Here is a 22,520-nt window from a genome sequence, read left to right on the forward strand (position 1 = left end):
AATAATAGAACATTCGCTTCCAAAAACCTATGCGTTTACCTCGATAGATTTTTTAGGAATTGAATGTTCTATTTATTAATTAATCGTTTTTGATGGGCTGTACCAGTTGTATACGCTTATTGCTTGGTCTTGATTTAAATAGCGCACATATGCCTCAGCGCTCGTACTGCCTGATTTAAGCCAGACGTTTAAATGGCGGGAATCCCCTTTTTCCATCCAAATGCTTTGTCTTAAGCTTAAACCTTGGATTCGTTCTTTACGGATAATATGGGTTAACTTAGAGAAAATTGGTCGTGACTGGACGAGTAGTGTGTGTTTATCCATGAAAATCCCTGTCGCCCGGTAACTTGCTATCGCTTTTATTCCCGCTAAAATTGGTAAAATAATACTAATTAAGCCCAGTGGGAAGAATAATATACTTGCTATAATAGCTGGAATAATTGTCCAAATGAGGTAAATCTGCAAAAATCTGCGCAAACTTGCTTTTGGAGCACGTTCCATTTCTTCTATTTCAAATAAATAATCGGGTAGCATTTCTTTTAATGTTTTTAAGGCTAACTCTTTTTTCATAATTGGTAAGAGTAAAATATCGCCTGATTGTTTTTCATCGCCTGAGTTGCCGGCAGTAATTACTTTGACAGCAACTAGTCCAAGCATTTGTCGTAGTGGAGATTCAATTATGGTAATTCCTTGAATCCGGGCAAGCGATATAGTTGTATGATTTCGCTCTAATAATCCTTTTTCCACGACAAGAGAATTGGGGTATTTCATTAATTTGAACTGGAAATATTTGAAAAGGGTCGTAACAATCGAGATGCCCCATAATACTAGGAGAATCAAAACGATTAAGACGATCAATACGATTATTCCCATTTTCCATAATTCTTCTGCTTGAGCTTCCATCCAATCTGTCGGAATGACTTCACGGAATTGTTGCATGAATGCGAGGACGATTAGGAGCGTTCCGAAAACTCCACCTGATGTTACGGCCATTAATATGAGTTGTTTTGTTTGTAACATCACCGTTTTTTCTGGAGCTTCTTCTGTCTCAAGCACTTCTACTTCAGGCTCTTCCGTTTCTTTCACTTCATCTTGTATGGCTGCTTTTTTCCCGTCACGTAAATCCTTCAATTCGTCGACCACGCTCACAGGAACAGCAACTAAGTCGGCCTCCGCTTTACCATTACCACCTGCTGTTTCAATTAAAATTTGGCAGACGTTAAATGGAATAAAGAAAAACCATTGTTTCTTTTGGACGGTTTGAATGCGTTCATAAGGTATGTAAGTATTTTTCCGGAAAATCAAACCGTATTTAATACGAATCCCTTGGTCTTCCAGTGTGTATTTATATGTAATGTATTTTAAAACCGCGGGGGTTAAAACGAGCAATATAACGATGACAATAATAAGATATACAGCCCAGTTCGGTAAGTAACCGTTGCTATTAATTGCGCGAAAAACAGAAAACAAACCGACGACGATAGGAACAATATTGCGCCTTACGTTTGTGATAATTTCTTTAATTAGAGCAATTGGATGGAGGCGTCTTTCTTCAAACATCTTCTTTCGCCACCTTCACAAGCTCAAGGATATGATGTCTAAGTTCATCTGACTCGGATGCGTTTACCGCTTCAATCTTATGTGTCCTTGCAGCTGTTGTAATTGATAAGGAAACTAATTTTTGTCTTCTAAGTAGTGGGCCTTGCTCTGTTTCCACGTGTTGGATGCGAATCATTGGAATTAATACACGACTTCTAAAAATAATACCGTGCTGAATTTCCATTTCATCAGGTTTAATTTGATAGCTCCACCTCGCAAAACGAAACGGAATAATGAATAAGTAAATAAAAGCGGCATATAAAAGAGTGAAACCAAATCCAATAGCACTCCACCAAACCGAGGCTCCAGCATAATATAAAATAATTGCCGCGGCCACCGAACAAACAAGAAAAACAAAAACAGCAATTCCCTCAGTTTGCCGCCATACAGTTTTAATTTTCTTCGGTAATTTCTTTTCTAAATTTTCAAGTTCCATTGCTCTACTCCTTTTTTCTTTTTATCTTACGTTAAAACCATCCAAATTGGTAGCGATTTTTTAAAACTATCATATTTTATTCATAATTTGTTCATATTTCTTTTTTATAATGGAAAAAGAAGAGGTGAGAATGATGAAGAAAAAAGGTTACGTTCTATTAATAGTTGCGCTTTTGTCGCTAACTTTAAACTGGCTTCCAGAAATTGCCCATGCGAAAAAAGAATCAACGGGAGTCACCTATACAACTGCAACAACAGGCGAATTAATGGAAATGTTCCTAACTTATTCCATTCAAAACCCTTATATCGAAACGACGAAAAATAGCGCAGAATTAATGTTTCAAACAGATACCGCTGCAACAATTTCGATTAAAACAAATAATCAGACCCAACAAATTGCCGGTAATACTGAAAATCACCAATTTACATTAGAAAACTTGGAGCCCGGAAATAATTTAGTGACTATTATCGCAAAAATGGCTGATGGAACAACAGAAAGCAAAACGATAACTATCAATCTTCCCGATAAGCCAAACAAAAATTCCAAATCGTTTCATGATAAATCAAAAAATCAAACCGTGACACATCGAAAAAAAAGTCACCTTCTATAATATAAAAGGAAGCGCTCGAGAAATTCAGCGCTTCCTTTTTTTAGTTTTTACGTCCAAAAGTTAAACCGATTGCAACCAAACTTACTCCAGCCAAAAATGGAATTAGTGGGCTTTCGTCACCTGTATGTGGCAAAGTGCCAGATGCGTTTACTGCCCCATCCACTCTCGTTGTACTGGTTACTTTTTGCGGAGTTGGGACGGTAATTTTTGATAGTAGTGTTTTTTCGATAGTTAATTGTAGTTTTTGTCCCGTTTGTAAATTATCCGAGCTTAAATTGTTCCAGTCTTTGATTTCTGCAACAGTCACATCGAATTTTTTAGCAACGCCTGGTAAAGTATCGCCACTTTTCACTTTATAAATGACTTTGATTTTACCATCTTGTTCGGAATCTTTGACAACTTCAATTGGTCCAAAGTCTGTTTCAACGATTTTTTCAATTGGTTGTTTATCTGCCGGGATAAATGGTGGTTCTTCTTTAACTGGCGGTGTTGGTGGCGGTGTTCCTGTCCCTTGTCCGCCGCTTCCGTAATCATTAACGGTTGCATTTCTTGAAACTGCATCCAAATTGTCACCTGATAAAGTGGCTTTATTTGTATAACTTTTTTGTTTCGTGGTGATTTTAGTATCGTAAGTAATGACGACTGATTGATTGTTCAGTGTACCGATTGTTAATTCAAAATTACGATTACTATCGAGTGCAATTGGTTGGACGCTGGTTGATAGAACTTTTTTATTTGCGTCGCGGTATTTGATTGTTGCATTTCCAAGAAGATTTTGGCCAGTTCCAAGTGTATCGGTGTAAATCGCATTATCAATTGGTGTAAGTGCATTGTTTAGTGTAACAGTCCAATGAATAATACTCGTGTCCTTATCATCCATTCGCCCTTGTTTAAAAACGATAGTAGGTGAGCCAGTACCGCCACCTGTTGTTACTTTGCTTATATAAGTATTAATGGTTTGCGTGGTGTTATTTACTGGAAACTGGATTGGATTCACTTGGTCTGTTTGGATATTCTTGCTGTTAAAAGTGGCATTATAAAACAAGCTACCACTTAAGTTTGTATGTGTATTGACGTAATCTGTAAAAGTTAAGGTAATCGTTCCTGTTGCTGGATCAATTGTCGCATTCGCAATAGTATTTCCTGATGCATCATTCACTGGAAAACCACCGAAATTGATTAATTTTAGCTGATCCGGAATCGTTAATGTCATTGTCTCTCCACTTACAACAGGTTGCGTAATAACAAAATCATACGCTACCCGCACTTTGCTATTTTCTTTAAAATTAGTAACTGGATCCCCGTTTTGATTTTGCAAAGCTACATTAGTAAAAAAGCTGCTACCGTAATCTGTTGCAGCCTCTGCTTTTGGGCTCAAAAATCCACTTGCAATTAAAAAAATGATTGCGAAAATTAGCCACTTTTTTTTCATTTGTTTCATTCCCCCTTAAAACATCTACATGTACATTCCCAAACCTTACTCGTTGTAAACGTTGCTACTATTTTCACATAAGAAAACGCCAGAGAAAATCTCTGGCGTTTTTACTATAATTCTAATAAATAATTGTAACTTGCTTCTAAAGTTTCGAACATATTTCGTTTTGATCTATCCTGCTCGATACAATAATATTCCACTCCATTTGTTTCGCCCCACTCGATGATAGCGCGGAAATCTACTTCGCCCTCGCCCATTTCAACGAGATTATTATCCATATCTTCTAGCTCAAAACCACTTATAAAGTCTTTCATATGAACAATTGGCGCCCGTCCACTGTATCGTTTAATAAATTCCGTTTCATCATGTCCGGCTGCTTTAATCCAGTACGTATCTGGTTCTGCGTAAATGCAAATTCCATTAACTGGATCTGTGATAAAATCCATCACTCGGCGGCCATTGATGCATTCATTAAAATCGTATTCTGGATTGTGAAGGCCGATGCGAAAACCGAGTGCGTGTAACTTTCCTGCCGCTTCTATGAGTGCTTCTTTTGTAGCAATGTAACCCTCAGTTGTTTGGTCTTCCTCTTCAATATATTTATCAAAAACTGTTTTACAATCGAAGTAATAAGCTTCTTCAATAATGCCGTCTAAATCATTCATAAAGCGGTCGTGTTTAATGTGCATCCCGATAACTTTCAACTCATATTTTTGAAGTAAATGTAAAACCTCTGCCGGATCATTGCCTCGCATACCATCAAGTTGCACATAACGAAAGCCGATTTCGTGAATTTTCTGCAGCGTACCTTCTAAATCGCGTTCCATTTCTTTTCGTACTGAATATAGTTGGACTGCTATTTTAGCTTGAATATCCATTTTCTCTCCGCCTTTCCTTATGCCTTTAAATCAAGCCAGTCAACTTCTGCTTGCGTTAATGTAATTTCGGCTGCCAAAACAGACGACTTAAGTTCAGCAGCATTTTCCGGTCCGATAACTGCGGCTGTTGGGAAAGATTGTGTTAAAACATACGCGAGCGAAATTTGAATTGGTGTACAGCCCTTTTGTTTAGCGAGTTGTTTGGCGCGACTGAATCGTTCCCAGTTTGCTTCACTATAATAAACTTCTACCATTTCCGTATCACTTCTATCTTCTTTAGAAAATCGACCGGAGAAAAACCCGCCAGCTTGTGACGACCAAGAAAATAGCGGCAAGCCCGTTTTTTCATGCCAGTGAATCATTGCTTCGTTTGCTGAAACACAATTTTCCCAGCGTGGTCGATTCACTTTTGCCAAACTAAAATTAGGGCTATTGAAACTTAGTGGGGTTAAACCATGGCTTACTGCATATTCGTTTGCTTCGATAATCCGCGGCAATTCCCAGTTAGATAGTCCAATAGCATATACCCGGCCATCTTCCACTTCTTGATGCATTGCTTCCATGACCTCACCCACTTCTACTTCTGGATTATCACGGTGAAGTGCAAATAATTCGACATGATCTGTTTGTAGCGTATCTAAACTAACGGAAATATCTTCATGGATTGCTTCTGCCGTAACCCGTGGTACATCGCTTGCTTCTCGTACCGGATGTCCGCCTTTTGTTTGGATAATTACACTATCGCGATTACCACGAGCTTTCATCCACGTGCCGATTGCTTTTTCGCTATGACGATAATGGCGCGCGGTATCAAATATATTTCCGCCCATTTCAAAATATTGATCCAATACCGGACCAGCAAAATCCATATTATCAGCGCGTAAAAAATCTCCAGCTCCCATGACTAAATTCGAACAAGCTATCTCGATTTGTTTGCCATTTTTTCTTCCTTGAACAATAATTTTTTCCATTATGCCATCACCCCACTAGCCGCTACTTTATCAATTACAAGGGTTGTATTTGCTTCTTTTACGAGCGTCGCAGGAATCGCAACTGTTGGCGCTTTTTCAATTACTTGTTTAACGATGTCGACTTTTTTCGCTCCTGTAGCTACTAAATAAATTTCTTTCGCCGCTAAAATTTGCTTCATTCCAAGGGAAATTCCGTGTGTTAACGGTAAGTCTGTATCGAAATATTTGCTCATTACACGTTTCGTTACATCATCCAGCTCTACCACGTGGCAGTTCACATCCACCGGCACAAAAGGTTCATTAAAGCCAATATGCCCGTTAAGTCCAATCCCTAACAAAATAAAATCCATCCCGCCTCGCTCATCAATAAAGGCATCTACCCGAGCACATTCGGCAGCTAAATCCTCCGCCTTCCCGTCAAAAAAGCAAATTTGTTCATTAGAAACATCTTCTAAACGGTCAAAAAACGCATCATACAACGTTTGGATACAACTGCCTTTGGTTTCGCGCCCTAAGCCAACCCACTCATCCAAACCAACAAATTGCGTTTGACTGAAATCTACTTCACCAGCTTGACTAGCTTTTATTAGGGCTTCAATCGTAAGTAACGGCGTATCCCCACCAGCAATACAAATGAGGCTTGCTGGTTTCGCCTTTACCAATTCGATGATTCTTTGGCTTACCGTTTCCGCGACGAGTTGTTCATTTTCATTAATAATTAATTTCATTTTTTAAATCAACCTTCCTGTATTAGAAATCTAAGTCCAGTGCATCGTGCGCCGCTTGACGTTCTGATACCACTGTTTCTTCTTTGATTAAGCTCTTTTCATACATTTTAAAGAATGGATAATACATACAAACTGCTACTGCGAGAACGAAGATGATTAAAATAATCGCGCGCCAGTCCATGGTCGCTAAATACTGTGCGAGTGGAATCGGTGTCCCGCCTACATTTGCAATCGGTGGACGAACCCAACCAAAGTGGAACACAAACCACTGACCTACTGCTAAAATAGGTGTTCCAAGTACGAATGGGATAAATAAATATGGGTTAAAACAGATTGGAAGTCCAAATACCACTGGCTCGGAAATTGTAAAAATCGCTGGAACGACAGACACTTTTCCGACTGCTTTTAATTCTCTTGATTTACTAAATAAAGCCAGAATAACTAATGCTCCTGTAATACCAGAACCTGAGAATCCCATGAAGTAATCCCAGAAGTTTGGCGCAAATACGTACGGAATTGGTTCTCCTGCCGCATAAGCAGCTGCGTTCGCTCCTAAATATTGTGTCATAAATGGAAGCACAAAACCAATCAAAATCGCATAACCATTTAGACCGATAAACCAAAATAGCATTTCAAGGAAACAGATAAGGAACACTGCATAAGGTGTATCAATGCTATTAATCGCCGGAGCTAGCATCGTCGTGAAAGCTTCTGGAATAATTTGCCCGCTCGTCACACTTTGCATTAGAATACTAAGTCCAACAGCACTGAATAGCAGTACTACGAGTGGAATAATCGCTTCAAAAGTAGTCGCAATCCCCGCTGGTAATCCTTTAATTTGAATCGTAATATTTTTTCTAATAAACAAACCAATAAGTTCAACAGAAATAAGTGCTGCAAATATTGCGATAAAGAGTCCTCTTGAATCTAGAAATTCTGTATTTAGAACCCCGTCAACCATTTTCGTATTGAGGATGAGTGTTACCATGACAGCGGCCATCACACTATGTAACACGGGTACTTTCATTTGTTTTGCATGGCTGTAGGAAATAGTTATGGCAGCATAAATCGATAGTAATCCAAACGTAAATTGAAACGGTAAGTTAAGTGCTGCTGCGTTTTGAACAAAGAATTCTTTCACAACAGAACCCGCTGGAAACATATTTCCGATTGCTGAAATAATCAGCGAAAATGATCCAATAATTAAAACCGAGATCAAAGCAATCATCCCATTTTTTATTGAGGAAATATGGCGTTGTTTTTCAATTCTAGCTGCAACTGGCTCAAAATACTTCTCCATAAAAGCGATAAAACGGTTCATAAAAGATTGTTTGTTTTTACTCGACATGTTGTTTCCCTCCACTTTTTTATTTGTTCATTTTAAGGATAATCGCGTCTTTTAAAATGTTTGCGCCGTTGACTGTGCCGTAATCTTTCGTATCGATGACTTGGATTGGTTTATTATATTCAGCTGCGATTTCACTTAAATGTTTTAGTTGGTGTTTAATTTGTGGCCCGACTAAAATAACATCGAAGTCTTCAATATGCTCCCGTAATTCTCCAGCAGGATGTGCCTCGATTTTCACATCTGTATTCTTTAGTTTTTCACTATTTTGAGCAATTTCTTTCATTTTTGTTACCATTACTCCGGTTGATGCACCTAGATTACACACTAGAAGTACATGTAATTGATTTATTTCCATTTACTTTTCCTCCTCTTTTTTTAATGCTTTCATTTCTTGATGCATTTCAATCATTTCACGAATTAACGTCGATGCTAAAATAGTATTCATCAAGGTATCTTGCGCATGTACGAGTAAAACAGAAAAACTGGCTTGTTCGCCTCTCGTTTCTTGAATAAGCATTTCAGTTTGTACTTTGTGCGCTTCAATCATTAAATCATCCGCCTCTTTCAAAAGCTGATCTACTAGTTCTGTGTTCGATTCTTTTGCGGCTTGTAATGCTTCAATTAATTTAGAAAATGAATCCCCCGCTAGCGATATTAGTGAAAACGATATTTTTTCTATGTCCATTATGAAACCCTCTCTCATTCAAAGATAGCTGACTTAACGTAATGATAAATATCACGTTTTGAGCTAGCCATTTTAATTTTTTGCATTTTTTCTTCATTCAGCGCTAATTTCATTAATTGTTCGACGATTAAATGTGCCTCTTTTGTTTTTAAGGCCAAGGTGAAAATGACATGAACCGGCTTTTCGTATCTATCAAAAAACATAATCCCGTCCTCAATTATCGTCACCCCGATACCATCCATCAAAACACCATCACTTGCTCCCGCGTGCGCAATCGCAACACCTGGCGCAACAACCATATACGGCCCATAAACTTTTAAATTATGGATGATTTTTTCATGATAACTAGGCTCAATTACCCCAAGCTGCTCCATACATTTTGTTCCGAGTTTAATTGCTTTTCGCCAAGTAGGACAATTTTCTTCCATAATGATGGCCTCTTCTGTAAATTGAAATGGCGGGATAATTTTCCTTGGCGCCTCTCCTTCATCAGATATAAGCGCTTCCAATAAGTCGAATTCTAACTTACTTAAATTATTAATTTGCGTATTTTCCGCTATAATCGCTAAAATCTTACTAAATTTGTTAATAATCTGCTTATCACTTTTAACCAACTTCATTCGTAAATGCTTTTGCAGTAATTCCATATCTTCTTTTTGCAAATAGCTATTAATTCTGAGCACTTTAGCATCTTGCATATCTGGTAAATCCACTGTACTAATAACAAAGTCAAAATCTTTCATCATATCACGCTTAAATTTTCTAAGACCAATCGTCTGAACCGATTCAAACTCAAACATTCGTTTTAACTGAATCGCAATCATATTTGACACCGCGACCCCTTCTGGACAAATAATCAATAAGTTTGGCTTCATTTCAACGGTTTGTTTATTTCGCTGTACCTCAGATGCAAAGTAAATCGCTAAAAATGAAATTTCTTGAGAACTAACAGAAATCGGCAACACCGGCTTTAATGCTTCCAAACTTTCCTTCACCCGCATAAAAATTTCGCGATTATCACGCATAAATTCATTAAAAATCGGATTTTCAATAATAACCCCTGCTCGAACGCGCCGAATCATTAACTTAATATGCGCCTTCATTTGTGTAAAAAAATCCGTATCTCCATGCACAAAATCCACTTGATAAATTTCACCCATTTTTTCGCAAATACCTCTTACAAAAGCTTCAATGATAGCTTCATCTTCACTCCCATATTGGTACTGCTTGAGCGAGCCAATAATCGTTTCTAGCGCTTTATCTAGCTCATCTGTCACCACAAAATCCGCTGTAAACTTAAAATCTACTTTCGTTTCATGTTGTTTTAGTAAAATAGCAATTAAGGTTAAATAAAGTTGTTCATCCATCGCACGCGTCATATTCTCTTCAACCGAATGCGCCTCACGATTCACTTCCTGCAAAACTTCCATCTCAAAAAGGTTATAAAAAAATAACTCTCCTTTTTTAGATAAGCTATTTTCTGAATCTAAAAACTGATAAAATTCTCGGATGTTAATAAAACGCAAGAAACTCCTCGCAAAAAGGGATGTTTTCGTAATTAAATTTCCAGTCACTAGAAATCCATGACGCGGTTGGTGAGACAAATCCAAGTTATTTAAAAAAAGTTCACCTTCAATTGCGCGTAGATGATTTAGCACAGAAGATCTTGAAATAAAAAGAACTTCTTCAAAATATGTAACTGGGAGCACTTCTTCACTTAAAAGAAGCTTTAATAGTAAAAATTGCTGTACTTCTTCTTGGCTGTAACGATATTTTTTCGGCGTGATTTGCTGTTTGAACTTACTCACCACCGGATTTATGATGTTCTTTTCTGGAAGTAGCACCCCTTTCCTCGTATGTCTGATAAGAGCTGGCAACGTTTGCTCATGGAGAAAAACATCGATTTTTTCCAAACTATAACGAACACTGCGCTCCGAACAACCAAGCGCGTTAGAAATATAACCAATATTTTTAAAATCTTCCTGCTCCATAAGAAAATCTAAAATTTGAATACACTGCTGATTTAGTTTCATCAGGTATCACTCCTCTTTCTAAATTCAATTTATCATTTTCATGATAGGGCTTACAATAAGCTATATAGCTATTTTTGTCAGACCTGTCGGGACAAAAAAACTATCCATTTTACTATAACTGGAAAAAAACCTTGCCGGAATAGGTCAGACCTACCGAAAGCACAAAAAAAGCCCTCTACATTCACTGTAAAAGGCCTATTATTTGAACTATTTATCTTTTTTCATATAGAAAGTTAAAATAATTGCGATGAAAACCATCAAAAATCCGACAATTGGTGTATAACTTAAACCAATATATTCCGTTACTAATCCACCAATAAATGCTCCGAGCGCGATTCCAATATTAAACGCAGAAATATTAAGCGCAGAAGCCATGCTCACCGTTTCTGGCAAATACCGTTCTGCTAATTGCACCACATAAAGCTGCAATCCAGACACATTCATAAACGCGAAAAATCCCATTAGCATAATAGTAATTAAACCTAAAATAGCATTGGTCGATGTAAATTGAAGCAATAATAACGTAATCCCTTGCAAACTAAACATCACGAAAAGTGCTTTAGCTGGGCGCTCATTCGCAAAATGCCCACCAATCGTATTCCCAATCGCAACCATCACACCATAAATAATCAGTAAAATAACTATCATACTTGTCGAATAACCCATATTGCTAAACATTGGCGATAAATACGTATAAACAACAAATGTGCCCCCGTAACCAAACGCCGTCATGAGTAATACCATCACGATTTTTTTATTAACTAATAATTGCCCAATCGATTTAAATGAAATACTACTTGCATTAGATAAATTTTTTGGAACTAAAAAGAAGTTGGCAATAATCGCAATCACGCCTATCACAACAATAAACAGAAACGACATCCGCCAGCCAAATAGTTGCCCGATAAAGGTTCCAAGTGGCACCCCAGTCACTGTTGCCACTGTTAGCCCCGTAAACATCACCGCAATCGCACTAGCTCGTTTACTCGGATGAACGACATCTGCCGCGATAACCGAAGCAATCGACATAAACACCCCATGCGCAAACGCCGCAACTACCCGCCCAGTAAGGAGCATTCCAAAACTCACAGCAAATGCCGAGACAAGATTCCCTATCAGAAAAACGAGCATGACTAATAATAACAAATTTTTACGATTCATCTTCGTCGTCATAGTTGTTAAAACCGGCGCTCCAACCATCACACCAAGCGCATAAATAGATACAGTTAATCCCGCTGAACTAATCGACACACCCATACTAGAAGAAATCAGTGGAAGAAGCCCTACACTAATAAATTCTGTTGAACCAATCCCAAACGCACTAATCGCCAGCGCCAAAAGTGTCAAATTAGGATTTACTTTTTTCATATCCACGTTATTTCCCCCTAAAAAATTGCAAATTGTTTCGTTCTGTTATACAGTATCTTATATACCGTACAAAATAACAAGAAGGTACTTAAAAGTCATATAGATACTAAAAAGTGCCTATAGGAGGATAATTATGACCAAAGTATATAATATTGGTGTCGAAGCTACACTTGAAGTTATAGGCGGTAAGTGGAAGCCAGTCATCCTTTGCCATTTACGCGAAGGCAAAAAACGAACTGGCGAATTAAAACGACTCATCCCCAACATCACACAAAAAATGCTCACACAACAATTGCGCGAGCTGGAAAAATCTGGAGTTATTGTTCGTAAAGTATATGAGCAAATCCCACCAAAAGTCGAGTATTCATTGAGTGAATACGGCGAATCGTTGTCGGAGATTTTGAACAAACTTTGCTTATGGGGCGAGAATCATGTTGATCTTTTGCTCACTAAGAATGAAGATATTGTTTTGTTGAAACGAGATTAGGCAACAAATCACTAGCAACCTTAGAATTAGAACTCTAAAGTTACTAGTGATTTTGAGGATAGTCAGTCACAAACACAATTTAATCTTAAGACTAAAATATAATAGAATCATTCTTCAAGCCTATCTACATATAGCTGTTCACTTTTATCTTCAGCAATATTATATTTAACAACTCCTGATGGGACATTCATTATAATTTCCTTATCATCCATACGATAGATATAGTTAATATGATTATCTCCATCATTAATTATATCTTCTGCATTGTAGTCATTCACTCTTATTATTTTTCCTTCATTTAATTTGAAAATAGATATTTTATCAGAACTTTGCATTACATTTCTTGAAAAATCTAGTTCAGGATATGCAGAATCATTCTCCTCAAAAGCATTATCAAATATGGCTACATTATTAGTAGTATTTATTAGGATATTTTTATTAATTTCTTTAAAGTCATCTTTTCCATTCCATATTCGATCTACTGAGATAGAAATATATGATTTTTGACCTTCTTTATACAGAGTCATTTTTGGATTAATTTCTGATCCTTCCTTAAAATCAATGCCCTGTTGTTTTAATTCTTCTACCAAATCATAAACTTTAACTAACTTCTTTTCATTTGAATTATATTTCATTAATTGGTAAGTCTTTTCACCATATCTTCCTAAATAGTAAATTTCATTAACACCATAGGCTTGCAATATAAACCTCTGGTCTTTAGTAGTAATATTGCTATCTTTCAGTACTGGAAATTCTTCATTCACTGCATATTTTTCATTTAATGTTACATATCCTTCATCTGTTTGTGCTATATATAATCTTTTATTTTCATCATAATAAAGTATATTATAGCTGACTGTATCTACAGTCAACTGCCCGTCGTCAGATATTTTATAAACATAACTTTTCCCTCCGCCAGATTGACAGCCAATAACAAGACGATCTTTATAATATTGATATGCTGAAGAGTAAATATCATATCCATGCATTTGGAAAAGATTCGGAACTTCATCAAATAAAATATCTGTATTAATACGCTCTCCAGTTTGGGCATTAAGAATATAGGACTTTACTTTAATTTTTTGATCCTTGACTATTTCTTTGCTGATTGGAATAATGTCTTTTATATTTTCTACTTTTATATTACTGATTGATTGATTACTCGTATTTTCCTTTACTGGAATTGTTGTACAGCCAGATAGCAATACTAAAACAATCAAATACATACAATAATATTTTTTCATATTTTTCCTCCAAACTAGTCTATGGAATTCAATAGATTTACAATTTTTAATTTAAACGTTCCCATTAATGGGAACGTAGCTCCTATTAAAGAAATTGCTAATATAATAATCCAATTTATTCCCCAAACAACAAGTACTGTTTCTAAACCATTAATCTCCACTATGTTATTAGTTAACATACTTTTAACAACAAACCATTCAAAAACAATCGTTGGAAGAATGATAATCATTACTATAATACTTTGAAAAACGAATTCTATTAGAGTACTCCAAATCAAACTCCTTTTACTAATTCCTAGCGCTTGCTGTAATCCTATTTCATGTTTTCGATGATATAATATTTGAGAGCAATTATTAATAAAAGTTATACTAATTATAATTGTCACTAGTAATATAAAATAATTACTTACTAACTTTACATTGGATAATATTTCGGATAGATTTTGAAACGACTCTAATGCATATTTAAGAGAATAACCTCTTGCTTTGTATTCATTAGCAATTTTATCTACATCTTCGAACTTCTTTACTATGATGTAAAACCCATCTGTTAATTTAGCATTCGAAATAAATTCGTCTTCACTTATAGAATTAACCTTACTGTGTTGGTTGACTAATAATTGAATAGGAAGTAAAGAATAATTTTCATATTGAGGCAAAGTTGTAATTTCTCGAATTTTAACTGTCACCTCAATTTTATTTTCATTTATTTTAGCTATATAATCTTCTAATTCAGTATCACTTAAATCAAATTCATTATTGAATGCTGTTTTATCAAACGGAACAGACAATTTCTGTCCATCTAACAGCCCATTACTTTTTGCATCAATTGGGGAAACTAAAATTACTTTTCCCTCATCCCACTGTATTTTATCAATATCTTTTATGTTTATGCCAAAAAATTCAAGAGATTCATAAGGAACAAAAATACTATTAACATCCATAGACATTTTAACATTTCCTTTTTCATCATAATTTTCGAACGTTACACCACTCATAAAGGGTTCATACTTTGGTAATAGTGTAATCGTATTATCTCTATTTCTTGATATTTGTCTTAATGGAATCGAAGGCCCATCACTCTGAACCTCTATCCATTTTAGAGAATTATTTTCAGTAAAATTTACATTAATATATGTATTTCCAATAAAAACAATTAAAATAGTCACGTTTATTAGTAAAAGCCCGCAAAAAGTAACAACTCCCGTTGACAACCATTGCTTACTAGTTTTTTTATAATTTTTCCAAAAATTCCAAAAAACGAATTTGTTATTATTCATAGCTCGATATCCTACCTTTATTTAACTCGTAGGATGCATCCACAATATCAGCATAACTATCATTATGAGAAACTATTATTAACGCTCCCTTTTCTCGATACTGACTAAAAATATCCATTATGATTGCTTCTGTTTCCTTGTCAACATTTGCTGTCGGTTCATCGGCTAGCAAGAGTTCTGGCTCTTGCATTAAAACTCGAGCTATTGCCACACGTTGTTGTTGTCCACCAGATAGTTGATTGATTTTTCGTTTCTCTAAACCGTCTAAATGTAATAACTTTATCACTTGCTTTGCTTTACTTATAATACAATCTTTTTTAGAAAAATCTGCATATAGTCTGGACATCATGATATTTTCAATCACATTTAACGGTGATAATAAATTGTATTTCTGAAAAATCATTCCTATGTCATTTAAATGTATTTGGTTTTTTTCTTTTGCATTCATAGAACTAATATCAAAATTATTGAACTTCATTATTCCAGAAGAGTGTGCATCTATAAGACTCAGCATATTAAGTAATGTTGATTTTCCACTTCCAGATGGTCCTTTTATAAAATATAAATTATTTTTTTTAATTGTTAAATTAATATTAACTAATGTAGGCTGTAAATTTCCTGAATAAGTTTTAGATACATTTTCACAACACATTAATACAGACATTGAAGTTCCTCCTATATTTGGGGTGCTTGTTAAAGTTAATGTATTACATCCATCTAGTGGCTACTCGAGTTTCACCACCACCATAATAATATCCATATGCACGAGCATAATTATTTCCATTTGGACCAACTGTATTAGATCCACCATCATATTTCACATAATTATTACTTGTTTCTTCCCAATATGTCCTTACTACACCATCTTTTCTTTGAATTCGAGTTTGGATAGCTATTCTAGGAAGATTATATGGCTTGGTTCCGGTATACCTAGCTGCTGAAGACCATGATCCATAATTTAAGCTCAACTCCGCCTTGAGCAATCCGTTATACATTCCTGTCGCATTATATGTTGAAGCGGCTTCTACACTTTGCTCTGTAGCGCCACTTGCTCCTAGTACACCAAAGATTATAGCAATCGCAATTACAATTTTTTTCATCATTTAATTTCCTCCTAAATTTTAAAAGTATAAACCAAACAAGCACCCCACTTGTTTATATAATCTTCAACAATATATACTTCAGCGCCATATTGCATAAAGTTCATATACTTCTTTCTAATACTAACTTATATTTTAATCACCACCTTACATTAATTCTTTATTTTCAGATTAATCAAAATATTAATCTCGCATCAAAGCGAACTAAATATTTCTATCTTCTGGCTAAATTAGTTTCCTTTCTTAGTATTATTTAAATTGACTAAAACTATCTTAAATAATTTGATGAACCAAAAAACCAATTAATCATTTGCATCATAATTTGATACTCCTTTCACAAATTCTATTATTTGTATATTCACTATGTTACAATGAAAATACATAATTTCAGTTTTATGTTCACTATATTCACCCCCAAAAAACATTATAATTATTTTACTACATTGGAGGAGAGCTATTATAAAAACATATGGAGCTGCTATTCGTCAAATCAGAAAAAATAAATCACTTTCTCAATCGTATGTATCTAATAACATTCTTGCTCGCACTACTATCTCGAAAATCGAAAATAACAATATTATACCAACCATCACTACAATAGAGAATATCGTCATTAAATTAGATGTAACCATAGATGAACTTCGGTATATTAAAAATGATTATAAATTAAACACTCGAGAAGATATTATTGCAGACTTTTTCAAACTCGTTTCTAATACACAAACAGAACTAATATTGAAAATTATAAATAGATGCGATAATTATTTAGATAATCATTTTAAAGACAATTTATTAGAAGATATTAGAATCGTGTTAAAGGCATCACTTCTTTTAACAAACAATGAAGTTGAAAAAGCACAAAAGCTTGTTAAGCCAATCTGGAAGCGATTAGAAAAAATTGATAATTTCTCACTGATTGAGATACGCCTCGTGTGTAATATTCTATTTTATTTCCCGCTGGATGTAATCGAAAAATTTGTCCCCCGATTATTAACAATGATTGATAAATATAATGCTTTAGATAAATCTTTAAATCCGCTAAAATTAGCTCTGCTTATCAATACTGCCACTATTTTTATGCAACATAATTCTACCATTACAACAAGTAGTTTAAACGCTGCTATTATTATTGCTAAAGAAATTAACCGCTTTGATTTATTAGCTAGCGCATATTATTTACAAGGTGTTAACACTAATGATTATAGCTTAATAACTAAGGCGAAAAATATTCTCCTTACTATCGATAAAGAAGCTATTCTATTACAATTTGAAAAAGAATATTTCCCAGATTTACGTTGAGGAAATCCTAGATTAATTTGATTTTATTATTCAATAATCACTATAGTATTATGGTAACACTAGTGTTTCTCTGCGAAAATATATTTGCTATTAATAGTAGTCATTATTTAAACTAAAAAAAGTTAGAAAGTACATTAATGCCTGTACCTTCTAACTTTTTATACTTATTTCTTATTCTTCAATTGATGCAAACATACCTTCTCCAAATGAATTTTTTTCTTTAAAAATGCATTATTTAACAAGCTCCTTCACTTAACACCCCAGAATCAATTTCTTCTCCATCTAAAAACCAATACCCATGATAATCCCCACTGAGCGCTGTAAATGGAACTGGTGTCTTCCCTACTTCCGCTACCTTTCTAAGTAAGTAATTTCGCAATATCCAACCATCATTTAAAGAACGCTGCTTTAAATTCAAAATCCGTTCTATTTTTACTTCACTTGTATTTAGTTCTTTCGCTACTTCGGCAATCGTTAAATTCGCAAGCGCCAAATTCTCTGCAAACTCACTTTTCGTTGCTTTGATTTGTTCTTTTGATAAAGTCATTTTTGAATTCCACCTTTTATAAATGTAATAATTTTTCAGCATTTTCGTGAGCGATTTTTGCTTTTACTTCATCCGTTAAATCAAGCGTATCTAGGAAAGTCCCAGCATTTTCTGGTTTTACAAAAGGATAATCTAGCGCATAAATAAGATGATTTTCATCTAATTCATTTAATAAAAATTTCCATTCGTTTTTATACAATAAACCGCTTGGTGTCACATACACATTTGTCCGGTAGTAGTCAGAGATTTTCCGTTCTAACGTTGTCCAGTGGCCGAGTGTATCGTCCATTCTGTTTAAAAACATTGGCACCATTTCCCCTAAATGCCCTGTAATGATTTTTAAATTCGGTAATTTATCAAATATACCTGAAAGAATCATCCGCACGACTTGAATACCAACATCCATATGCCAGCCAAAACCAGCAGATGAAAATACCCCGGTCACCACATCAGACCAAGCATCACTGGCAAAATATTGTTCTGTAATAGGTTCTGGGATAAACGATGGATGAAACGAAATCGGTACATCTAGTTTTTCCGCCATTTCGAAAATCGGATAATAAAAGCTATTATCAAAATATTTATTTTCAAACTGCCCTTTTACAAGTGCACCTTTGAAACCAAGTTCTTCTACGGCTCTTTTTAATTCAATAGCAGCATCTTCTGGTGAGCCTACTGGTAAGACAGCAAAACCAGCAAATCGGGTAGGATTTTGTTGAATCACCTTCGCTAGTTCATCATTTGCTCGCTTACACAGAGCTACCGAAATTTTTGGACCTAAGTTTTGCGGAGAACTATTTCCATAAGAAAGTACTTGCATATCAATACCATGTTGATCCATAAATGCTAAACGTTTTTCTGTATCTTGCATTTCCGTTGCTGAAGGAAGTTCCTTTTGCATATATTGAAACATTTCCGGACTAACCTGTCCACTTACTAAATTTCCAGTGGCTTTGTTGATTTCATTCGTAATGACTTCGGATTCAAAATGTTCTTCTATTGTTATAATTTTCATGTTCATTCCTCCTTAAGTAAACAATACCCCTTTTTAAGTTGCTAAAATAGCCACATTTCGATACACTAATAACAATTATGTATCATAAAAAGGAGAGTTTTATGAATAACTACGTAAAAGTGCATCAACCGTTGAATGTTGATTTGCGTACACAAAAAACACAAACTAAACTATATACTATTTTGGAGAGGTTTTATGTGGAAGATAGAACATTTGAATCAATATCTATAAAAGATTTATGCGAACAAGCGCGAGTATCACGAGCCACTTTTTATCGTCATCATGAGGAGATTATTCAAGTGATTGAAGTCCAGATTTTGCGAACCATGCAGTACTTCTCTTTGGAATTCGACCAAATTATTTTAACAAAAGAAAATATCCAACGCTTAATCCTCCGAACTATTCAAAAAAATCCGTTTTTATTTCAAGTGATTTTTTGGAGCCGCGCAGAAAATATTTTTATTGATGTAGTGTCTGGAGAAATACTTCGAATTAGTTTGTTAAAAGAAGTTTCCTTTTCAGATAGTAAATTTATGCCTAATTGTTTTGCTAGGATGATTTTAAGTTTAGCAGCAGAAATTCAACAATCGAATAAAGACTATACGAATGACCAATTAGTTGAATTGATACAGGAGGCAGCCCGCTATTTACAAAAATAAAAAGAGCCTAAGTTCCCTTAGACTCTCTCATTTAATCAATCATTTTACGGAAATTCAACCGTTTATTTAATAGATACATTAGCGGAATCCCGACACCCATTACGATGAATTCACTTGCCGCAGTTGTTGCCCAAGTAATTAGGAACGGTAAGTCAAAAACAATCACTAGCTCCCAAGCGATAATTGCCATCGTTAGCGAGAAAAGAATCGTATTAATAATCATCCGCGGAATAATTCCTTTAACGTATTTAGAAATTCCAATCATTAGTAAAAGGGAAATAGCCGATTGTGCTACGCCAAAAACTAAATCAATCCAACCTAATCCGGAAAAGAATAAATTCGTAATAAAAACACCTACGATAATGCCCCAGAAGTATTTTTTATTAAAGACGATTAGGTGGTTAAAGATTTCTGGTATTCTAAATTGTAATGCCATAAACCCAATTGGTGCGACAATCATCCCGAGCACTACATACAGTGCGGCGATAATTGCATTCACCGTCAAAATTTTCATTTTCATTATTTTTCCTCCTAGTTTTTTTACGTGGGATGGTATGAATGAACCACGTGTGGCAATTTTGCCAACATGCTATTTTCTCATATTTGGAAGTTAATGTAAATGAATTATTGCACATAAAAAAACGGCTACTTAGAGTATAGCCGTTTTTTATCTGCTATGTTCCCCATTCAACCTTTTACCTACAAAATAAAGAACTATTGATAGAATTACTAATGAAATAAATCCTATATTTTTAGGAAGAATTTCTTTAATGACAATGAAGTAAGTCCACACTAAAACGATGATTGCTACTATAATATATTCGACAATTTTATTTATCTTCATGACTAGCGCCACACACCCGTTCCCTAACATTAGTATTTATAAAAAAATAGACTGTAGATAAAGTTAAAACTTCTTTATCTACAGTCTATCTATATGGTAACTATTTGTCTAATAATCTTATTTAGATTTTTGTGAGTAGTTGCCTTTGTTGCCGCCGCTGCGTTGTTCTCCGCCGCCACGACGATCACGATTGCCGCCACCGCCAGAACCGCTTCCGCCGCCGCTACGACGACCTTTGCCGCTGTTGTTACGATCACGGTAGCTTCCGCCTTTACCGCTTCCGCCGCGATAGCCGCCACCTTTACCGCCTTTACCATTTTTACCTTTGTAGCCACCGCCACCACGGGATGGTAATGGACGCTCTTCAGTAATATGGACAGGAGTTTTGTCTGGCTCTTTCGCTAACATTTTAAGCATTGCTGCTGCGATGTCAGTTGCATCGTATTTTTCAAGAAGTTCGTTAGCAAACGTTTTATAGTCAGCTAAGTTTTCTTCTGTAATTGCTTCTTGAATTTTTTCAGTTGCTACGCGTAATTGGCCTGCAAATGCTTCGTCCCAAGTAGGAGCTTGAAGTGGTTGCATACGTTTTTTCGTAGTTTCTTCAACAATACGTAGATAACCCATTTCACGAGGTTGTACGAAAGTAATCGCCATACCTTCTTTACCAGCACGACCAGTACGACCGATACGGTGAACATAGCTTTCTGGATCTTGTGGAATATCATAGTTATATACATGTGTTACGCCGGAAATATCAAGTCCACGTGCTGCTACGTCTGTTGCAACTAGAACATCAATTTTTCCTTCTTTAAATTTGCGTAGTACGCTCATACGTTTTGCTTGCGTTAAGTCACCGTGGATACCTTCAGCCACGTAACCACGCATATCAAGCGCGCGAGATAGTTCGTCTACACGACGTTTCGTACGACCAAAAACAATTGCTAGTTCTGGTGCTTGAACGTCTAATAAACGAGATAATACGTCAAATTTTTCTTTTTCGTGCACTTTTACGAAGAATTGTTCGATTAATAGTGCAGTCATTTCTTTCGCTTTAATACGAATAAGTTCTGGGCTGTGCATGAAACGTTCACCAATACGGCGAATCGGATCAGGCATTGTTGCAGAAAATAGTAATGTTTGACGTTCTGCTGGTACTTCTTTTAAGATAGTTTCAATATCATCAATGAAGCCCATGTTTAGCATTTCGTCTGCTTCATCTAGTACAAGTGTTTCCACGTGGTCTAGTTTGAGTGTGCGACGGTTAATATGATCCAAAATACGTCCTGGCGTACCAACTACGATTTGTGGGTTTTTCTTAAGTGAACGGATTTGACGGCTAATATCACTACCACCGTAAACCGCTAGCACACGCACATGTTTGTCATAGCTAAGTTTATAAAGCTCTTCTGAAACTTGGATTGCAAGTTCACGTGTTGGAGCAATAATTAAAGCTTGTACGTTGTTGCTCTTTTGGTCGATTTTGTGGATCATTGGAAGACCAAAAGCGGCTGTTTTACCAGTACCTGTTTGTGCTTGTCCGATTAAGTCTTTACCTGCTAGTCCTAGTGGAATTGTTTTTTCTTGGATTGGCGTTGCTTCTTCAAACCCCATCCGATTTACTGATTTTACAATTTTTTCGTCCAGTCCGAACTCCGAAAATTTTGTCAATGTCATTTCTCCTTTACCTGTTTAAAGTTTGGTAGGAGAGCTACTTTTATAATTCATCACAATACGCTTATTACGATTGTTTGTCTGTTCATTTGCAGTTGTTTTTATGAAAACTGCTATCTTTCATTTTCATTTTTCTGCAATAGAAAAGCCTGGGCGCACCAAGCAAAATGATTCACGGCATCAGAAAATTTCTCTGCCATTATAGCAGTTCTAACGCATCAAATAAAAAAGCCCTCATTAATCACTAGGCTAAATATAAACCTAATAAACTTCCATCTAACAT

General features: G+C 35.6%; 24 protein-coding genes and 1 pseudogene. 5 read left to right on the forward strand and 20 right to left on the reverse strand.

Annotated features, from left to right (window positions below; genetic code table 11):
- Positions 1 to 75: 75 nt before the first annotated feature.
- Together AC4PG8_RS03885 and AC4PG8_RS03890 are read right to left on the reverse strand one after the other, a co-directional pair.
- Positions 76 to 1,560 carry a PH domain-containing protein gene (locus AC4PG8_RS03885; protein ID WP_492170043.1) on the reverse strand — a complete coding sequence of 495 codons (1,485 nt, stop codon included), beginning with the start codon at positions 1,558 to 1,560 and terminating at the stop codon, positions 76 to 78.
- The gene (locus AC4PG8_RS03890) at positions 1,553 to 2,035 is read right to left on the reverse strand and encodes a PH domain-containing protein (protein WP_003761286.1); all 483 of its coding nucleotides are present in this window, start codon (positions 2,033 to 2,035) and stop codon (positions 1,553 to 1,555) included. The genes AC4PG8_RS03885 and AC4PG8_RS03890 overlap by 8 nt, the downstream gene beginning before the upstream one ends.
- 133 nt (positions 2,036 to 2,168) lie before the next feature.
- Between AC4PG8_RS03890 and AC4PG8_RS03895 the strand changes: the two genes are divergently transcribed.
- Positions 2,169 to 2,645, forward strand: a complete 477-nt coding sequence (locus AC4PG8_RS03895) for a hypothetical protein (protein ID WP_492170204.1) — start codon at positions 2,169 to 2,171, stop codon at positions 2,643 to 2,645.
- 40 nt (positions 2,646 to 2,685) lie between these two features.
- On the opposite strand, the gene AC4PG8_RS03900 is transcribed toward AC4PG8_RS03895, so the two are convergent.
- From AC4PG8_RS03900 to AC4PG8_RS03940, 9 genes are all read right to left on the reverse strand, one after another.
- Complete coding sequence (locus tag AC4PG8_RS03900) at positions 2,686 to 4,077, reverse strand: collagen binding domain-containing protein (RefSeq protein WP_160464036.1); 1,392 nt, start codon at positions 4,075 to 4,077, stop codon at positions 2,686 to 2,688.
- A 113-nt stretch (positions 4,078 to 4,190) separates the two neighbouring features.
- Positions 4,191 to 4,958, reverse strand: coding sequence for a sugar phosphate isomerase/epimerase family protein (locus tag AC4PG8_RS03905; protein ID WP_492170044.1), 768 nt, complete (start codon positions 4,956 to 4,958; stop codon positions 4,191 to 4,193).
- Between the two features lie 17 nt (positions 4,959 to 4,975).
- A complete protein-coding gene (locus AC4PG8_RS03910) occupies positions 4,976 to 5,929 on the reverse strand; it encodes an aldo/keto reductase (protein ID WP_492170045.1) in 954 nt (317 codons plus the stop codon).
- Entirely contained in the window at positions 5,929 to 6,657 is a 729-nt protein-coding gene (locus AC4PG8_RS03915) for a glucosamine-6-phosphate deaminase (protein WP_185504727.1), read from the reverse strand. The genes AC4PG8_RS03910 and AC4PG8_RS03915 overlap by 1 nt, the downstream gene beginning before the upstream one ends.
- 22 nt (positions 6,658 to 6,679) lie before the next feature.
- Positions 6,680 to 8,005: a PTS sugar transporter subunit IIC gene (locus AC4PG8_RS03920; RefSeq protein ID WP_003771099.1), complete on the reverse strand. Its 1,326-nt coding sequence runs from the start codon at positions 8,003 to 8,005 to the stop codon at positions 6,680 to 6,682.
- A 19-nt stretch (positions 8,006 to 8,024) separates the two neighbouring features.
- A complete protein-coding gene (locus tag AC4PG8_RS03925; protein WP_003766106.1) occupies positions 8,025 to 8,360 on the reverse strand; it encodes a PTS sugar transporter subunit IIB in 336 nt (111 codons plus the stop codon).
- The gene (locus AC4PG8_RS03930) at positions 8,361 to 8,690 is read right to left on the reverse strand and encodes a PTS lactose/cellobiose transporter subunit IIA (protein WP_003766105.1); all 330 of its coding nucleotides are present in this window, start codon (positions 8,688 to 8,690) and stop codon (positions 8,361 to 8,363) included.
- Between the two features lie 14 nt (positions 8,691 to 8,704).
- Positions 8,705 to 10,723 (reverse strand): BglG family transcription antiterminator, encoded by a 2,019-nt coding sequence (locus AC4PG8_RS03935; protein ID WP_492170046.1) that lies wholly within the window; start codon positions 10,721 to 10,723, stop codon positions 8,705 to 8,707.
- 207 nt (positions 10,724 to 10,930) lie between these two features.
- On the reverse strand, positions 10,931 to 12,097 hold the full coding sequence (locus tag AC4PG8_RS03940; protein WP_492170047.1) for an MFS transporter: 1,167 nt from the start codon (positions 12,095 to 12,097) through the stop codon (positions 10,931 to 10,933).
- A 127-nt stretch (positions 12,098 to 12,224) separates the two neighbouring features.
- Between AC4PG8_RS03940 and AC4PG8_RS03945 the strand changes: the two genes are divergently transcribed.
- A complete protein-coding gene (locus tag AC4PG8_RS03945) occupies positions 12,225 to 12,578 on the forward strand; it encodes a winged helix-turn-helix transcriptional regulator (protein WP_003727117.1) in 354 nt (117 codons plus the stop codon).
- A 107-nt stretch (positions 12,579 to 12,685) separates the two neighbouring features.
- On the opposite strand, the gene AC4PG8_RS03950 is transcribed toward AC4PG8_RS03945, so the two are convergent.
- Genes AC4PG8_RS03950 through AC4PG8_RS03965 form a run of 4 tightly spaced genes read right to left on the reverse strand, consistent with a single transcriptional unit; the run spans position 12,686 to position 16,205 of the window.
- Positions 12,686 to 13,822, reverse strand: a complete 1,137-nt coding sequence (locus tag AC4PG8_RS03950; RefSeq protein WP_492170048.1) for a hypothetical protein — start codon at positions 13,820 to 13,822, stop codon at positions 12,686 to 12,688.
- Between the two features lie 14 nt (positions 13,823 to 13,836).
- Entirely contained in the window at positions 13,837 to 15,102 is a 1,266-nt protein-coding gene (locus AC4PG8_RS03955; RefSeq protein ID WP_112119705.1) for an FtsX-like permease family protein, read from the reverse strand.
- Entirely contained in the window at positions 15,095 to 15,766 is a 672-nt protein-coding gene (locus AC4PG8_RS03960) for an ABC transporter ATP-binding protein (protein ID WP_492170049.1), read from the reverse strand. Before AC4PG8_RS03960 ends, AC4PG8_RS03955 begins: the two co-directional genes overlap by 8 nt.
- A 43-nt stretch (positions 15,767 to 15,809) precedes the next feature.
- On the reverse strand, positions 15,810 to 16,205 hold the full coding sequence (locus tag AC4PG8_RS03965) for a hypothetical protein (protein WP_010990652.1): 396 nt from the start codon (positions 16,203 to 16,205) through the stop codon (positions 15,810 to 15,812).
- A 486-nt stretch (positions 16,206 to 16,691) separates the two neighbouring features.
- On the opposite strand from AC4PG8_RS03965, the pseudogene AC4PG8_RS03970 reads away from it, so the two are divergent.
- Positions 16,692 to 16,832: pseudogene (locus AC4PG8_RS03970) on the forward strand (helix-turn-helix domain-containing protein); the annotation flags it as partial.
- A gap of 180 nt (positions 16,833 to 17,012) precedes the next feature.
- Positions 17,013 to 17,501 (forward strand): Rgg family transcriptional regulator, encoded by a 489-nt coding sequence (locus AC4PG8_RS03975; protein WP_041918369.1) that lies wholly within the window; start codon positions 17,013 to 17,015, stop codon positions 17,499 to 17,501.
- A gap of 235 nt (positions 17,502 to 17,736) precedes the next feature.
- On the opposite strand, the gene AC4PG8_RS03980 is transcribed toward AC4PG8_RS03975, so the two are convergent.
- Positions 17,737 to 18,048 carry a DUF2316 family protein gene (locus tag AC4PG8_RS03980; RefSeq protein ID WP_112119704.1) on the reverse strand — a complete coding sequence of 104 codons (312 nt, stop codon included), beginning with the start codon at positions 18,046 to 18,048 and terminating at the stop codon, positions 17,737 to 17,739.
- 16 nt (positions 18,049 to 18,064) lie between these two features.
- Positions 18,065 to 19,063, reverse strand: coding sequence for an amidohydrolase family protein (locus AC4PG8_RS03985; protein WP_185561170.1), 999 nt, complete (start codon positions 19,061 to 19,063; stop codon positions 18,065 to 18,067).
- Positions 19,064 to 19,164: 101 nt separating this feature from the next.
- Here AC4PG8_RS03985 and AC4PG8_RS03990 point away from each other — a divergent pair, with 101 nt between their 5' ends.
- The gene (locus AC4PG8_RS03990; protein ID WP_185562507.1) at positions 19,165 to 19,722 is read left to right on the forward strand and encodes a TetR/AcrR family transcriptional regulator; all 558 of its coding nucleotides are present in this window, start codon (positions 19,165 to 19,167) and stop codon (positions 19,720 to 19,722) included.
- 31 nt (positions 19,723 to 19,753) lie between these two features.
- Here AC4PG8_RS03990 and AC4PG8_RS03995 read toward each other — a convergent pair whose 3' ends face one another.
- From AC4PG8_RS03995 to cshA, 3 genes are all read right to left on the reverse strand, one after another.
- Complete coding sequence (locus AC4PG8_RS03995) at positions 19,754 to 20,242, reverse strand: QueT transporter family protein (protein WP_003724800.1); 489 nt, start codon at positions 20,240 to 20,242, stop codon at positions 19,754 to 19,756.
- Positions 20,243 to 20,389: 147 nt separating this feature from the next.
- On the reverse strand, positions 20,390 to 20,566 hold the full coding sequence (locus tag AC4PG8_RS04000) for a hypothetical protein (RefSeq protein ID WP_492170050.1): 177 nt from the start codon (positions 20,564 to 20,566) through the stop codon (positions 20,390 to 20,392).
- Between the two features lie 117 nt (positions 20,567 to 20,683).
- The gene (gene cshA, locus AC4PG8_RS04005; RefSeq protein WP_003729443.1) at positions 20,684 to 22,234 is read right to left on the reverse strand and encodes a degradosome RNA helicase CshA; all 1,551 of its coding nucleotides are present in this window, start codon (positions 22,232 to 22,234) and stop codon (positions 20,684 to 20,686) included.
- Positions 22,235 to 22,520: the final 286 nt, after the last annotated feature.

It is taken from the genome of Listeria sp. MAN/IMW/UF555, from assembly GCF_058684075.1.

What these genes read in the sequence shown, in the direction of transcription:
- AC4PG8_RS03985 (WP_185561170.1), bottom strand. Translation starts at nt 19,063, where the DNA reads ATGAAAATTATAACAATAGAAGAACATTTTGAATCCGAAGTCATTACG.
- AC4PG8_RS03935 (WP_492170046.1), bottom strand. Translation starts at nt 10,723, where the DNA reads ATGAAACTAAATCAGCAGTGTATTCAAATTTTAGATTTTCTTATGGAG.
- AC4PG8_RS03890 (WP_003761286.1), bottom strand. Translation starts at nt 2,035, where the DNA reads ATGGAACTTGAAAATTTAGAAAAGAAATTACCGAAGAAAATTAAAACT.
- AC4PG8_RS03925 (WP_003766106.1), bottom strand. Translation starts at nt 8,360, where the DNA reads ATGGAAATAAATCAATTACATGTACTTCTAGTGTGTAATCTAGGTGCA.
- AC4PG8_RS03960 (WP_492170049.1), bottom strand. Translation starts at nt 15,766, where the DNA reads ATGTCTGTATTAATGTGTTGTGAAAATGTATCTAAAACTTATTCAGGA.
- AC4PG8_RS03965 (WP_010990652.1), bottom strand. Translation starts at nt 16,205, where the DNA reads ATGATGAAAAAAATTGTAATTGCGATTGCTATAATCTTTGGTGTACTA.
- AC4PG8_RS03945 (WP_003727117.1), top strand. Translation starts at nt 12,225, where the DNA reads ATGACCAAAGTATATAATATTGGTGTCGAAGCTACACTTGAAGTTATA.
- AC4PG8_RS03980 (WP_112119704.1), bottom strand. Translation starts at nt 18,048, where the DNA reads ATGACTTTATCAAAAGAACAAATCAAAGCAACGAAAAGTGAGTTTGCA.
- AC4PG8_RS04000 (WP_492170050.1), bottom strand. Translation starts at nt 20,566, where the DNA reads ATGAAGATAAATAAAATTGTCGAATATATTATAGTAGCAATCATCGTT.
- AC4PG8_RS03905 (WP_492170044.1), bottom strand. Translation starts at nt 4,958, where the DNA reads ATGGATATTCAAGCTAAAATAGCAGTCCAACTATATTCAGTACGAAAA.
- AC4PG8_RS03950 (WP_492170048.1), bottom strand. Translation starts at nt 13,822, where the DNA reads ATGAAAAAATATTATTGTATGTATTTGATTGTTTTAGTATTGCTATCT.
- AC4PG8_RS03895 (WP_492170204.1), top strand. Translation starts at nt 2,169, where the DNA reads ATGAAGAAAAAAGGTTACGTTCTATTAATAGTTGCGCTTTTGTCGCTA.
- AC4PG8_RS03910 (WP_492170045.1), bottom strand. Translation starts at nt 5,929, where the DNA reads ATGGAAAAAATTATTGTTCAAGGAAGAAAAAATGGCAAACAAATCGAG.
- AC4PG8_RS03995 (WP_003724800.1), bottom strand. Translation starts at nt 20,242, where the DNA reads ATGAAAATGAAAATTTTGACGGTGAATGCAATTATCGCCGCACTGTAT.
- AC4PG8_RS03920 (WP_003771099.1), bottom strand. Translation starts at nt 8,005, where the DNA reads ATGTCGAGTAAAAACAAACAATCTTTTATGAACCGTTTTATCGCTTTT.
- AC4PG8_RS03930 (WP_003766105.1), bottom strand. Translation starts at nt 8,690, where the DNA reads ATGGACATAGAAAAAATATCGTTTTCACTAATATCGCTAGCGGGGGAT.
- AC4PG8_RS03955 (WP_112119705.1), bottom strand. Translation starts at nt 15,102, where the DNA reads ATGAATAATAACAAATTCGTTTTTTGGAATTTTTGGAAAAATTATAAA.
- AC4PG8_RS03990 (WP_185562507.1), top strand. Translation starts at nt 19,165, where the DNA reads ATGAATAACTACGTAAAAGTGCATCAACCGTTGAATGTTGATTTGCGT.
- AC4PG8_RS03915 (WP_185504727.1), bottom strand. Translation starts at nt 6,657, where the DNA reads ATGAAATTAATTATTAATGAAAATGAACAACTCGTCGCGGAAACGGTA.
- AC4PG8_RS03885 (WP_492170043.1), bottom strand. Translation starts at nt 1,560, where the DNA reads ATGTTTGAAGAAAGACGCCTCCATCCAATTGCTCTAATTAAAGAAATT.
- AC4PG8_RS03900 (WP_160464036.1), bottom strand. Translation starts at nt 4,077, where the DNA reads ATGAAAAAAAAGTGGCTAATTTTCGCAATCATTTTTTTAATTGCAAGT.